The organism is Seohaeicola sp., from assembly GCF_048006315.1.
In the GTDB taxonomy this organism is placed as follows: domain Bacteria; phylum Pseudomonadota; class Alphaproteobacteria; order Rhodobacterales; family Rhodobacteraceae; genus Seohaeicola.
Window position 1 is genome coordinate 695,104 of record NZ_CP180350.1, and the last position, 13,102, is coordinate 708,205.

A 13,102-nucleotide genomic window follows, 5' to 3' on the forward strand; every position below is an offset into this window, starting at 1 on the left:
CGGCGCAAGATCGCGACCGGAGCGTTTCACCGCGAACCAACAGGACAGGACGATAATGGAACAGGATTGGATTTGGGGCCTTGTGGGCGGATTGCTCATCGGGACCGGAGGGGCCGTCTATCTGCTGGCCAATGGCCGCATCATGGGGGCCAGCGGCATCATCGGCGGCCTTGTGGATGGCAGCGGGCGCAGCACCGCGACCGAAAGGCTGATGTTTCTGGCGGGGGTCATCCTGCTGCCGATCCTGCTTTATCCGCTTTACGGCCATGTCGACACGCATGTGTCGAGCAATCCGGCCGTGATCATCGCGGCGGGTCTGCTGGTGGGCGCGGGCACACGGCTGGCCAATGGCTGCACCTCGGGGCATGGGGTCTGCGGCATCTCGCGCTTCAGCCTGCGCGGCATCGTCGCCACCGTCTTCTATATCCTTGCGGGCGGCCTGACGGTCGTGTTCTTCCGCCATTTGCTGGGGGTGATCTGATGCGGCTTCTCTATGCATTCATCGCGGGCGGGCTGTTTGGCGCGGGCCTGTTCGTTTCCGGCATGACCGATACATCCAAGGTTCAGGGCTGGCTGGATGTCTTCGGCGACTGGGACCCGACGCTGGCCTTCGTGATGGGCGGCGCGATCATCCCGATGGCCATCGCCTGGCGCCTGGTGCCGGGACGCAAGCCGCTGGTCGGCGGGACCTTCCCGGAACCGCAAGACCCCAGGGTCAGCCGCAACCTTGTGCTGGGGTCGACCATGTTCGGCGCGGGCTGGGGGCTGGCCGGGCTGTGCCCCGGTCCATCGATCGCATCGCTGTCCTATGGCGGGCTCTGGCATTGGGTCTTTGCCGCAGCGATGCTGGCAGGCATGGCGCTGGCGCCGCGGCTGCGCGTCACGCTGGACAGGACCGTTCCTGCGGAATAAAGCGAGTTCATGGATATTCGTCAGATCACACCCCGCTACGCCGTCTCGCCGCAGATCGACCCCGAGGATATCGCGGCGATCAAGGCGGCGGGATTCACGACCCTTATCTGCAACCGCCCCGACGAGGAGGTTCCCCCCTCGCATCAGGCGGCCGTGATGGCCGAGGCCGCGGCCGCCGCAGGGCTTGCGTTTCATGCGCTGCCGCTCACGCATCAGACCATGACACAGGACCGTGTCGCGATGCAGCGCGACCTGATCGCGGGCGCAACTGGCCCGGTTCTGGCCTATTGCGCCTCGGGCACGCGCTGTTCCGTGGTGTGGTCGCTGGGCCAGGCGGGTCACCTGCCGGTGGACCAGATCATGCAGGCCACGGCGCAGGCCGGGTACGATCTGGCCGGGCTTCGCCCGCAGCTTGACGCAATCGCGGAACGCGGCGGCCTGTAAGGCCGGGCCAGCAAGGCCGGGCAAGCAAGGCCGGGCAAGCCCCCCACGCCTCAGGCGGCGGCGGGGCCTTCGCCGAATGACAAGGCGACCTGTTGGAACGGGTCGTCTTCTTCCTGGGTCAGCGCCATCAGATCCTCCTGAAACGCGGGCGGGGTCATCGCCGCATCAAGTGCCTCGGCCGGCGGATTGCCTGCCGCAGGTTGTCGGGCCGCCAGTCGCGAAGGCTGGGCCACGGGATCCGGCACTGCTGCGGTCAGCGCCATGGACAGTGTCGGCGTTGCTTCCGTATCGAACCCGTCGGGATCGTCCAGCATGACCGCCCCCTGCCCCTGACCCGAGGGGTTCAGCCTGAGTGCGCGCAACCCGTCCAGCTTGCCCAGCCGCGCCGTCGCCAGCCGCCGCGCGCCCGCCACCTCGATCGAGATTTCCCGCATCGCGTCGGGCGGCAAAGCCAGCACATCACCCACCGACAACGCGCGGATCGCCGAAAGCGGCAGTTGCAGACGACACAGGACCGCATCCAGCCGCGCCGGGGCCGCAAGCACCCTGTCCTGCAACTGGCGCGAGGGGTCGGCGGGTTCTGGCGCTGCGGCCAGGGCAGGATCGGGCCGCAGCGGAAGCGCCAAAAGCACCTCGCCCGTGCGGATGCCCGGCCCGATGTCAAGCGGCAGGCGAAAGACGTGGTACTGCGGGCAATCAGGGGCTGTCAGCGCCAGCCCAAGGCTGCGCCGATCCTCGATCATGGCGCCGAACCGATAGCCACAGGCCCAGTGGCGATCAGGATGCTCTGACAGATGGCCCGTGGCCCGCGTCAGCACCCCGTCCACCAAAGGTGCCGCCAGCGCGGCATCCGTGCGCGTCACCGGCCGGTCCGGGGCTGGCCGGGGCAACACCCGCCCCATGGTCTGCACCTCGATCAGCGAGGCCAATATCGCCCCGTCCAACGCCATGACCCCGGTCGCGCCTTCGGGGCCATCGATCAGGATCAGCAGCATCGCATCCGGGATCAAGGCGATCAGCCCGGCATGATCCGTCTTGGACCGCTCGCAGGAGGCGGCGGTCAGGGCCAGCGACAGGTCTTCATCCGCGGTCTTTTCCAAGGCCAGCCGCAAGGCGCGCTGCGGCGACATCGCGCGCGACTGATGTTCGTCCCGCGCCATCCTGGCCTTGCGGCGCAAACCTGCATTTGTTGCTGTACCGATCATCGCCTCCGCCACCGCTTCTGCGGGTTCATGCAACGGGTATAGCTGCGGGAGGGTTGCGATTTGCTTAACCGACGCGGATTTTCGGCCTATCGCGCCGCCATGCGCTGCGCGGCGGGCAGGCTGACCCGGAAAGCGCCACCGCCCTGCCCCGGAAGATAGCCCAGCGTGCCGCCGAGGCGGGCCATGATCTCGCGGCAGATGGCAAGCCCCAGCCCGGCACCACCGGCTTGCCGGTCGGCGACGCGGTAGAATTTCTCGAACACCATGCTTTGGGACTCTGGCGGAATGCCCGATCCGTTGTCGATGAAATCGACGATGATCCGCCCGCCGCGGCGGTTCACCTCGATCGTCAGTTCGGGCCGGTCCGCGTCGCAATATTTCTGCGCATTGGCGATCAGGTTGATGAAGACCTGTGCAAGCCGGTCAAGATCCGTGTTCAACATGACCTCCGAGGCCGGACCGACCCGGCGCACGCGCAGCGCATGCATGTCCGTGCCGGTGGCAGCGATGGAATGGCTGATGACATCGGACAGCAACCCCTCGCGGATGTTCAGGCTGACCTGTCCGTTTTCCAGAACGCTCAGATCCAGCAGGTCATCCAGCAGCCGGGTCAGTCGGATCGCCTCGGCATGGATGATCGAGGCATAGCGGGTCAGATCCTTCGACTGCAGACCGTCGGCATCGCGCAGGATTTCCGAAAACGCCCGGATCGAGGTCATGGGCGTGCGCAATTCATGACTGATCTGGCTGAGAAACGCGTCTTTCTGCACCGAAAGCTGGGTCAGCTTTTCATTGGCGGCGCGCAACTGCCGCGCGGTGCGGGTCAGTTCGCTGGATTTCGCCTCGAGCTGGCTTGAATATTCCATCATCTGCGCGGTCTCGTCGGCCACGGCCAGCAGATCCTCGACCGAGACCGTGGCCGCGCCCATGATCTGCGCCACCATCGCATGGGCGGTGGCACCACCGACAGCGCCGGACAGCTCGCGCTCCAGCCGGGCCAGGAAATCCGGTGTGGGTTCAGGCAGGTAGCCCGCCAGACCCTGCCGCGCGGCTTCGGTCTGAAAGAAGCTCTGCGCCTCGGCCGGGCCAAGGATACGCTGCGCCATGATCATCAGATCCTCGGATTGCGCGATCCCGCCGGACCAGCTTTGCGGATTGCTGGAATGCTCGAAGATATTGACGAATTGCGCGCCCTGCAGCCGCTCCAGCGGCGAGGGGAAGCTGATCAGCGAGACCACGACGAACACAAGCGCGTTCAGCGACAGTGACCAGAGCGCGGCATGCAGCAGCGGGTCCACACCTTCGATCCCGAACATTGCCTCGGGGCGCAGCCAGGCGATGCCCCATGGCCCCTGCTCCATCACGCCGGGCGACAGGGCGCCACCACCGAACTGCGGCAACAGAAGCGACCAGGCCCAGATCGCGAAACCGACCAGCAGGCCCGCCAGGGCCCCGTTGCGCGTGGCCCCACGCCAGAAGATGCCGCCGATCATCGCCGGCAGAAGCTGCGCGAGCCCGGCGAAAGACACCAGCCCGATCGCCGCCAGCGCAGTGCCGCCGCCCGAGACCTTGTAGTAGAGATACCCCAGTGCCAGCACCACGCCGATCGACATGCGCCGTGCCAGGATCACCACATGGCGCACGTCCGACGGACCGCTTGCCCCGCCTTGTGTCAGACGCAGGAAGATCGGCATCACGATGTGGTTGGACACCATCGTCGCCAGCGCGATGGCCGCCACGATCACCATCGATGTCGCCGAGGAGAACCCGCCAAGGAAGGACAGCATCGCCAGGCCGTCGCGCCCCTGCGACAACGGCACGGTCAGCACGAACTGATCCGGGTTGGACCCCGGCGGCATCAGTTCCAACCCAATGACCGCGATGGGCACCACAAAAAGGCTCATCAGCATCAGGTAGGTCGGAAAGGCCCAGGCCGCGGTGCGCAGATGGCCTTCGTCCTCATTCTCGACGACCAGCACCTGGAACATGCGCGGCAGTGTCAGGAAGGCCGCGGCAGACAACAGGGTCAGCCCGACCCAGCGCCCCCCGTCCACCTGCCATTGGCCTATCTGCGAGGCGTCGATCCGTTCCATCATCGGGCCGACCCCGCCCGCCAGCCCCCAGACCACGAAGACACCGACGGCGATCAGCGCGAAAAGCTTGACCACCGCCTCGACGGCGATGGCCATGACCACGCCGTGATGACGTTCGTTGGCATCCAGGTTGCGCGTGCCGAACAGGATGGTGAACAGCGCCAGCCCGACCGCCACCCAAAGCGCCGTATCATAGGTCGCGATCAGTTCCGCCCCTTCGGCATCACTGACGGCAAAGCTTGAAAAAGACAGCGTAACAGACTGCAGCTGCAAGGAAATATAGGGGGTGATCCCAACCACGGCCAGCAGCGTCACACAGACCGCCAGCACGCCGGACTTGCCATAGCGCGACGAGATCAGATCCGCGACCGATGTGATGCGCTGCGTGCGCCCGATCCGCACCATCTTGCGCAGCGCCCACCACCAGCCGACCATGATCAGCGTGGGGCCAAGGTAGATCGTCAGAAACTCAAGTCCCGAGCGCGCGGCATAGCCCACCGCCCCGTAAAAGGTCCAGGCGGTGCAATAGATCGACAGCGACAGCGTGTAGATCCAGGGTGAGCGCAGCCAGTTGCCCCGCCCCCTGAGCGCGGCGCGTTCTGCCATGAAGGCCACCGCGAACAGCATCGCCACATAGCCCAGGCAAACCGCGATCAGGATATTGAGGGTTGCCATGCGCCGGCCCTAGTCGTCCCTGCTGTCCTGTGCCTCGGCCTTTGTATCCAGCATGACCGACAGGAACAGCGCCGCGAGGGCCAGGAAGATCCAGACCGCGAACATGTAGAGGATCGCGCTTGAGGTCGACACCGCCGCCGCATCAGCACTTTGCACCGTCTGCGTGCGGGGCCAGAGCAAAGGCACCATCCACAACAGCGCCCCCAGAAGCGGCAGCAAACGCGCCGCATCCATCAGGCGTCTCTGGCGATAGCTGCGCCGCTCCAGAAACAGCGGGATGGACTTGTCCTTCATCGCGCCACCAGCGCGTTCAGCGCCTCGATCACATCGGCGTTCGAAAAAGGCTTGGTCATGAAGCGGCTGGCCCCCGCGCGTTCAGCCAGTTCGCGGTCGCGGGCCTGGCCACGCGCGGTCAGCATCAGAACCGGCAGGTCCTGGGTTTCGGGCTGGGCGCGCAGGTCGGTCAGGATCTCGTAGCCACTTCGCCCCGGCAGCATCACGTCCAGGATCACCAGGTCAGGTGCCCGCGCCCGCACGACCGATACCGCGTCATGACCGTTGGAATGGCTGTCCACATGCCAGCCGTCGCGCGACAGGATGAAACTTATCGCCTCGATGATGTTCGGCTCATCCTCGATGATCAGCACTCGCTTCGACATGCCACTTTCCCCTCCCCTGGAATGTAGCGGTTCGGCCACCGCATCGCCCGTCCTGCTGGGTGATACGGCAAAACCTTGCTCGACTATCGTCGCTGGGCGGCATCCTGTCAAAACCCATCTGTCAGGATCGACGGTTCGCGCCGCCCCGGACAGGCCTCGGCCGGACAGATCCGGCAACTGACGCCAACCTCGCGCGGAGCGTCCGGCCCCTCGGCCTGGGCCGGCCCGCGCGGTGCCACGCTGTCCTGGGCCAGTGGCAGGATCAGCATATGCGCCTCGAACAGGGGTTCGGTGTTGTATTCGGTCTGCCCGACAGGTTGCGCGATGGCGAAGGTGCGAAACCGGCGCCCGTGCTGGCCGCTTTGGCGCAGGGTTCGGCAAATCGGCGTCATCGGGCGATTGAGCGCGGCGAACAACGGCCAGAGCGGACAGGCGGCGCCAAAGCGCGGCAGGGCGAAGCCCTCGATCGGGCGGCGCAGCAGCAGCGTGCCCGAGGCATCGCAACTGACAAGACCCACCGGACCCGTCTGCCCGCCGGCCTCGGGGTCCTGCGGCAGGCAGGCTAGCCGGCGCATCACCGTGGCCGGATCGACCGAAAGGCGCGCAGCAAGGAAAAGCGGATCGGATGCGGCATCATCGGACCCTGCCTGTGCCCTTGCGTCATGCAGCCGGGCCAGCGGCAGGCGCAGGGCATCGCTGCGGTATCGTTCCAGATAAGCGCGCCCCTGCGTCTTGGCCGATGCCGATTGCAATGCCTCGGCCGTGTCGATCAGGGCATCGATCGTGCCGTCCGGCAAGGGTCCTTCAGCTTCCAGTTCCGCGAAGTGATGGGCGCGCGCTGTCAGGAAGCGCTCCATCTCGTCCTGGGGCGAGCTGAGCGCCGCATCGGCCTTGCCCGCGCCATCCATGTATCCCACCAGCGCCTGCGCGCTTTCGGCAAGGCGCGCTGCATCCTCGTTGATATTACGGTGAAAACGGTCGCGCCATTCCGGCTCGATCTCGCGCGGGTCGACCAGGATCGCCGCCGTAGAGCGGATGGCCGTGACGGTGGACAGGACCTCGTGCATCGAGGCCGCGAGGTAGGGGTCATGGGTCAGCCGGTCCGACAACTGTTCGACCGTGCGTTCCAGCGACAGGACACGGCGGTGGCGTTCGGCAAGTACCTCGGCCCAGCCGGGAAAGCGCGCGGCCAGATCCTCGATCCCGTCGACTTCGGGCCGGACGCCCGGTGCTGCCGTCGCGGCATCGCGCAGCGTGGCGATCAGCGCAGCCTCGGCCCCTTCCGTCAGCGCCGAAGGCTCGACCCCCAGCGCGGCCGACAGGTCCAGCAGCAGCTTGCCACCGATCCGGCGGCGGCTGTGTTCGATCAGGTTCAGGTAAGAGGCCGAGATGCCCACATCGCGCGCCAGATCCGCCTGGCGCAGCCCCAGCGCGATGCGCCGTTCGCGGATCCGCCCACCGGTCAGTTGTCGCTGCGGCATTGTTCAGGCACCCTTGCTTGGCCATGGTGGGACCGCTGAAGCTTGACCTTCCAAGCATCAGCAATCCCGACATATTTACATTATTTTCAAGCGGCGCGAAGTGGAATTTACAGGGCCCGTCAGGCGAGAACCCGCAGCGATGACCCCGCCAGCCGTTCCCTGAGCGCGGTCTTCAAGACCTTGCCGTAATTGTTCTTGGGCAGTTCGGACAGCACGATATAGGCCTTGGGCCGCTTGAACCGGGCAATCTGCGCCAGGCAATGCGCATCCAGCGCGGCATGATCGAGGACTGCCCCAGCCCTTGGCACGACGAAGGCCACGACGATCTCGCCCCACTCCGGGTCGGGCTGTCCCACGACCGAAACCTCGTGCAGGTCGGGATGGGTCAACAGGGCCTCCTCGACCTCGCGGGGGTAGATGTTCGTGCCGCCCGAGATGATCATGTCCTTGCTGCGGTCATGCAGCGTCAGATATCCCGCGGCGTCCAGAACCCCCATGTCCCCGGTGCGCAACCAGCCGTCCTGGATGGTCTTCGCGGTCGCTGCGGGGTTGCGCCAATAGCCCGGCATGACCGTCGCGCCCCTCACCATGATCTCGCCGATCTGCCCCGGCGCCAGTGCCGCGCCGGTCTCGTCGCCGATCTTGACCTCGACCACCGATTGCGCGCGCCCCACCGATCCCAGCCGGGCACGCCATGCCGGGTGGCTGCGATCCGTCACATCCGCACGCGACAGCGCCGTAATGCTCATCGGGCATTCGCCCTGGCCGTAGATCTGCACGAAGACCGGCCCGAAGACTTCGACCGCCTCGACGATATCGGCCACGTACATCGGCCCGCCCCCATAGACGATGGTGCGCAATCCAGCACCGTCCCGCCCCTGCGACTGGGCAAATGCGGTCATCCGCTTGATCATCGTGGGGGCCGCGAACATGTGGATGCGTCCGTGATGCGCGGCCAGATCAAGGATTTCCGCCGGATCGAAACCGCCCGAGTCGGGGCAGACATGACGCGCCCCCACCAGCACATGCACCAGCGCATAAAGCCCCGCCCCGTGGCTGAGAGGGGCCGCATAGAGGGCTGCATCCTCGGGGCCGGCCTGATCCACATCGGCCAGATAGGACAGGCACATGGCCGACAGCATGCCATGGGTGATCATCACGCCCTTGGGCCGCCCCGTCGTGCCGGATGTGTAGAAAAGCCATGCCAGATCCTGCGGTGCCAGCGGGCAAGGCACGGTCTGCCGGTCATGGGCCAGCACATCCGCCAACCCGTCGGGATCCGCCAGGATCACACGGGCATCCCCCCCTTCCTGCGACAGGGCCTGCGCCAGATCATCGGCAAGGCCGGGCGAGGCGAAAGCCAGGCGCGCCCCGGCATCGACCGCGATCCAGGCCGCCTCGCGCCCGTGCAACTTGGCATTCACGGGAACAGCCACGGCCCCGGCCATCCAGATCCCGTAAAGCAGTATCAGGAATTCGGGTCGGTTCTTCATGAATAGGGCCACGCGATCGCCCTGGCGCAGGCCTTGCGCGTCCAGCCAGCCGGCCACTGCCGCCGCCTGCGCATGGAACTGGCCATAATCCGCCACGCAGTCGGCGCCCAGAAACAGGGCCGGACGGTCCCCATGCACCTGCGCCTGGCGCATCAACCAGATGGAAATATTCATGACCGTCCTCCCCTGACAGGGGCAGAAAAGCACCAAGGCGTGCGCGGTGCAATCGTGCAGATCGCGGGCGGGTGGGATCTGCCTGCCACTTCACAGGGGCGTGGCATGCGAATTGGCCGCTTTTCCCTGACGGCACGATGACCTATAAGCGGGTCAGAATAGCGCAGGGTCGGCCGCTGGCCGAACCCTTTGCAGCCCTGTCAAAACCGGTCGAGGACAATATGACGAAGAAGAACCATGACAGCGACGTTGCCTTCATTCAGGCCCTTGCGGAACTGCTGCGCGAGAATGACCTGACCGAGCTTGAAGTGATGCGCGAATATGGCGAGGACGACAGCCTGAACGTCCGTGTCAGCCGCGCCGCCCCGCAAGTGACCTATGCGGCCCCGTCCGCTCCGGTCCAGTATGCGGCAGCCCCCGCCCCTGTGGCACCGGCCGCCGCCGCGCCCGCCGCTGCTGCCACGCAGGATCCCGCCACGCTGCCGGGTGCCGTGACCTCGCCCATGGTCGGCACCGTCTATATGCAGGCAGAGCCCGGCTCGCCCGCCTTCGTCACCGTCGGCGCACAGGTCAAGGAGGGGGACACCCTTCTGATCATCGAGGCGATGAAGACCATGAACCACATTCCGGCGCCGAAATCGGGCACGGTCAAGCGCATCCTGGTCGAAGACGGTGCCGCCGTGGAATATGGCGCGCCCCTGATGATCATCGAATAAGGCCTTGGCAATGTTCGACAAGATCCTGATTGCGAACCGTGGCGAGATTGCCTTGCGCGTGATCCGTGCCGCCCGTGAAATGGGCATCAAATCGGTGGCCGTGCATTCGACCGCCGATGCCGACGCGATGCATGTGCGCATGGCCGACGAGGCCGTCTGCATCGGTCCGCCCCCCTCCACGGACAGCTACCTGTCGATCCCGGCGATCATCTCGGCCTGCGAGATCACGGGCGCACAGGCGATCCATCCCGGATACGGCTTTCTGTCCGAGAACGCGAATTTCGTGCAGATCGTCGAGGATCACGGCATCACCTTCATCGGCCCCACCGCCGAGCATATCCGCATCATGGGCGACAAGATCACCGCCAAGGACACGATGAAGGCGCTTGGCGTGCCTTGCGTGCCCGGATCCGATGGCGGCGTGCCGACGCTTGCGGATGCCAAGCGCATCGGCGCGGAAATCGGCTATCCGGTGATCGTCAAGGCTACCGCCGGCGGTGGCGGGCGCGGCATGAAAGTGGCCCTGACCGAGGCCGATATGGAAAGCGCCTTCATGACCGCCCGGTCGGAATCCAAGGCCGCCTTCGGCAATGACGAGGTCTATATCGAGAAATACCTGACCACGCCGCGCCATATCGAGATCCAGGTCTTCGGTGACGGCAAGGGCCGCGCCGTGCATCTGGGCGAACGCGACTGCTCGCTCCAGCGCCGCCACCAGAAGGTCTTCGAAGAGGCCCCCGGCCCCGTGATCACGCCCGAGGAACGCGCCCGCATCGGCAAGGTCTGCGCGGATGCCGTGGCGGCGATCAATTATATCGGCGCGGGTACGATCGAATTTCTCTACGAGAAGGGCGAGTTCTATTTCATCGAGATGAACACGCGCCTGCAGGTGGAACACCCCGTGACCGAGGCGATCTTCGGCGTGGACCTGGTGCGCGAACAGATCCGCGTCGCCGAAGGCCTGCCGATGTCCTTCACGCAAGAGGATCTGGCGATCAACGGGCATGCCATCGAAGTGCGGATCAACGCCGAGAAACTGCCGAATTTCGCGCCCTGCCCCGGACGGATCACCCAGTATCACGCCCCCGGCGGTCTGGGTGTGCGGATCGATTCCGCGCTCTATGACGGCTACCGGATTCCGCCCTATTACGACAGCCTCATCGGCAAGCTGATCGTGCATGGGCGCGACCGCCCCGAGGCTCTGGCGCGCCTCGCCCGCGCCCTGGGAGAGCTGATCGTGGACGGTGTGGATACGACCATTCCGCTCTTTCACGCGCTCTTGCAGGAAGAGGATGTGCAGACCGGCAATTACAACATCCACTGGCTGGAACATTGGCTGAAGACGCATCTTCCCGCCTGAGGGTGATCCCTTGTGACATGCGCCGGGCCCGTGCATGACGGACCCGGTGATCACGCCCGAACTGCTGCTGAATGCCTATGCGGCGGGCATCTTTCCCATGTCCGAGACACGCGACGACCCGGATGTGTTCTGGGTCGATCCACGCCGGCGCGGGATCTTTCCGCTGGACCGGTTTCACGTCTCGCGCAGCCTGGCGCGGCGCATGCGGCGCTGGCCGCATCGCGTGACGGTCGATCGGGCCTTTGCCGATGTGGTCGATGCTTGCGCCGATCGGGACGAAACCTGGATCAACGCCGAAATCCGCCGCCTCTACCTTGACCTGCACGCCATGGGCCATGCCCATTCCCTCGAGGTCTGGGAAGGCGACGCGCTTGTCGGCGGGGTCTACGGCCTGACGCTGGGGGCCGCGTTCTTCGGGGAAAGCATGTTCTCGCGCCGCACGGACGCGTCAAAGATCGCGCTGGCCTACCTGGTGGATCGCTTGCGCCAAGGCGGCTTCAGGCTGTTCGACGCGCAATTCCTGACAGCGCATCTGGCGTCATTGGGCGCGGTCGAAGTGACGCGCGCCGAATATCATCGCCAGTTGGAAAAGGCCCTGGAGGAACAATGTGATTTCGCAGGTCCTGCCCTGCCCGAAACACCTCAGGACGTGGTGCAGCGGATCACCCAGACGTCATAGCGCGGATGATCCAGCGCGTTCAGCGCCGGGGCCGAGGCGAACATCCATCCCCTGAAAAGCGGATCGGCCTGCCCGTCCTGACGCAGTGTGACAAAGGCGATGCCGTCGCCTGCCGGGTTGCCCGCGGGATAGCGGCATTCCCCCAGTTCCACCTGGATCCGCCAGACGGCGCCGCCCCCGCCATTGGGCAGGGTGATGTCCTGCACCTCGCCGTTGATCTTGTCCAGAACACGCAGCACGGCCCCTGTACCGGTAGCTGTCTGGTTGTCCTGCGCCGTGGCGTGACCGGCGGCGGCAAGCGCCATTCCGGCGGCCAGGACCACGAACCGCATGGTCACTGCCCCTCGCCCGAAACGAATTTCATCAGCAGCGACACAAGGCTGACGGCGCCCTGGGTATCGATGATCTCGTCACCGGGGTTCAGGTTGAACGGCGATCCGCCCGGCACCAGTTCCACGAAATTTCCACCCAGCAAGCCTTCGGACGAAATGATGATGGCACTGTCATCCGGCAGGACGATCCCGTCCAGAACGGTGATCGTGGTATCGGCACGAAATGTCTGAGGGTTCAGGTCGACGGCCGTAACGCTGCCGACCTTGACACCGGCAAGGCGCACATCGGTTCCGACGCCTACCCCCTCAAGCGAGCGGAAAGAGGCAGTCAGCGGATACCCCGCGCTTGGTGCGGACAGGCCCGTGACCTGCCCCGCGTAGATCAGAAAACCGGCCGCAACGGCAAGAACCGCGGCGCCAACGGCCACTTCGGTCTTTGTCTCGGACATGTGTCGCTCCTCAGCCGCGCATCATTCCGGGGTCCAGGCTTCGTAATCCTTGCGCGGTGCAGGTTCCGCGCGACGGATCGAGCCTGCAGGCGCATAGGCCAGCGGAGTGCCCGACAGATTTTCCTGGTGCGGTTTTTCCCAGGGCTTGTGCTCCAGCGGGCTTTCGGTCGGGGCCTGCTTGTAGGTGTGATGCAGCCAGCCGTGCCAGTCGGGGCTGATCCGGCTTGCCTCGACTTCGCCATTGAAGATCACCCAGCGCCGCTTGCCGTCGCGCGTCGTATAAAAGGCGTTGCCCTGCGCATCCTCGCCAACCTTGACGCCTTTGCGCCATGTATGGATCTGCGTGTTCAGGGTCTGGCCGTTCCACCAGGTTACCGCGCGCAAGAGCGTGTTCAGAATGCCCATCGAAGCCTCCGCTATTCGTCGTTTC

Annotated in this window: 15 protein-coding genes; 6 read left to right on the plus strand and 9 right to left on the minus strand. The window is 65.6% G+C overall.

Annotation, left to right across the window (positions count from 1 at the left end; translation table 11 throughout):
• Positions 1-55: 55 nt before the first annotated feature.
• From ACMUJL_RS03460 to ACMUJL_RS03470, 3 genes are read left to right on the plus strand one after another with little or no spacing between them, the layout of a single operon-like run.
• Positions 56-481: a YeeE/YedE family protein gene (locus tag ACMUJL_RS03460; protein WP_068291630.1), complete on the plus strand. Its 426-nt coding sequence runs from the start codon at positions 56-58 to the stop codon at positions 479-481.
• Positions 481-912 carry a DUF6691 family protein gene (locus ACMUJL_RS03465; RefSeq protein ID WP_068291632.1) on the plus strand — a complete coding sequence of 144 codons (432 nt, stop codon included), beginning with the start codon at positions 481-483 and terminating at the stop codon, positions 910-912. The genes ACMUJL_RS03460 and ACMUJL_RS03465 overlap by 1 nt, the downstream gene beginning before the upstream one ends.
• Before the next feature lie 9 nt (positions 913-921).
• Entirely contained in the window at positions 922-1,356 is a 435-nt protein-coding gene (locus ACMUJL_RS03470; protein ID WP_068291634.1) for a TIGR01244 family sulfur transferase, read from the plus strand.
• Positions 1,357-1,406: 50 nt separating this feature from the next.
• On the opposite strand, the gene ACMUJL_RS03475 is transcribed toward ACMUJL_RS03470, so the two are convergent.
• From ACMUJL_RS03475 to ACMUJL_RS03500, 6 genes are all read right to left on the minus strand, one after another.
• The gene (locus tag ACMUJL_RS03475) at positions 1,407-2,561 is read right to left on the minus strand and encodes a FliM/FliN family flagellar motor C-terminal domain-containing protein (protein ID WP_375570415.1); all 1,155 of its coding nucleotides are present in this window, start codon (positions 2,559-2,561) and stop codon (positions 1,407-1,409) included.
• Positions 2,562-2,647: 86 nt separating this feature from the next.
• Positions 2,648-5,329, minus strand: coding sequence for an ATP-binding protein (locus tag ACMUJL_RS03480; protein ID WP_068291639.1), 2,682 nt, complete (start codon positions 5,327-5,329; stop codon positions 2,648-2,650).
• A gap of 9 nt (positions 5,330-5,338) precedes the next feature.
• Complete coding sequence (locus tag ACMUJL_RS03485; protein ID WP_068291641.1) at positions 5,339-5,623, minus strand: hypothetical protein; 285 nt, start codon at positions 5,621-5,623, stop codon at positions 5,339-5,341.
• Positions 5,620-5,988 (minus strand): response regulator transcription factor, encoded by a 369-nt coding sequence (locus ACMUJL_RS03490; RefSeq protein ID WP_375570412.1) that lies wholly within the window; start codon positions 5,986-5,988, stop codon positions 5,620-5,622. Before ACMUJL_RS03490 ends, ACMUJL_RS03485 begins: the two co-directional genes overlap by 4 nt.
• A gap of 107 nt (positions 5,989-6,095) precedes the next feature.
• Positions 6,096-7,469, minus strand: coding sequence for a short-chain fatty acyl-CoA regulator family protein (locus ACMUJL_RS03495; protein WP_375570410.1), 1,374 nt, complete (start codon positions 7,467-7,469; stop codon positions 6,096-6,098).
• Positions 7,470-7,588: 119 nt separating this feature from the next.
• The gene (locus ACMUJL_RS03500) at positions 7,589-9,136 is read right to left on the minus strand and encodes an AMP-binding protein (RefSeq protein WP_375570408.1); all 1,548 of its coding nucleotides are present in this window, start codon (positions 9,134-9,136) and stop codon (positions 7,589-7,591) included.
• A 221-nt stretch (positions 9,137-9,357) separates the two neighbouring features.
• Here ACMUJL_RS03500 and accB point away from each other — a divergent pair, with 221 nt between their 5' ends.
• The 3 genes from accB to aat are packed head-to-tail and all read left to right on the plus strand — an operon-like array spanning position 9,358 to position 11,891.
• Positions 9,358-9,852 (plus strand): acetyl-CoA carboxylase biotin carboxyl carrier protein, encoded by a 495-nt coding sequence (gene accB, locus ACMUJL_RS03505; protein ID WP_375570406.1) that lies wholly within the window; start codon positions 9,358-9,360, stop codon positions 9,850-9,852.
• A 10-nt stretch (positions 9,853-9,862) separates the two neighbouring features.
• Positions 9,863-11,212, plus strand: a complete 1,350-nt coding sequence (accC, locus tag ACMUJL_RS03510; RefSeq protein WP_068290631.1) for an acetyl-CoA carboxylase biotin carboxylase subunit — start codon at positions 9,863-9,865, stop codon at positions 11,210-11,212.
• Positions 11,213-11,246: 34 nt separating this feature from the next.
• Positions 11,247-11,891, plus strand: a complete 645-nt coding sequence (aat, locus tag ACMUJL_RS03515; RefSeq protein ID WP_375570403.1) for a leucyl/phenylalanyl-tRNA--protein transferase — start codon at positions 11,247-11,249, stop codon at positions 11,889-11,891.
• On the opposite strand, the gene ACMUJL_RS03520 is transcribed toward aat, so the two are convergent.
• Genes ACMUJL_RS03520 through ACMUJL_RS03530 form a run of 3 tightly spaced genes read right to left on the minus strand, consistent with a single transcriptional unit; the run spans position 11,855 to position 13,077 of the window.
• On the minus strand, positions 11,855-12,223 hold the full coding sequence (locus ACMUJL_RS03520; RefSeq protein ID WP_375570401.1) for a DUF2155 domain-containing protein: 369 nt from the start codon (positions 12,221-12,223) through the stop codon (positions 11,855-11,857). The genes aat and ACMUJL_RS03520 overlap by 37 nt on opposite strands.
• 2 nt (positions 12,224-12,225) lie before the next feature.
• On the minus strand, positions 12,226-12,672 hold the full coding sequence (gene mlaD, locus ACMUJL_RS03525; protein ID WP_068290633.1) for an outer membrane lipid asymmetry maintenance protein MlaD: 447 nt from the start codon (positions 12,670-12,672) through the stop codon (positions 12,226-12,228).
• A 21-nt stretch (positions 12,673-12,693) separates the two neighbouring features.
• Positions 12,694-13,077, minus strand: a complete 384-nt coding sequence (locus tag ACMUJL_RS03530) for an NADH:ubiquinone oxidoreductase subunit NDUFA12 (RefSeq protein ID WP_375570399.1) — start codon at positions 13,075-13,077, stop codon at positions 12,694-12,696.
• Between the last annotated feature and the right edge of the window lie 25 nt (positions 13,078-13,102).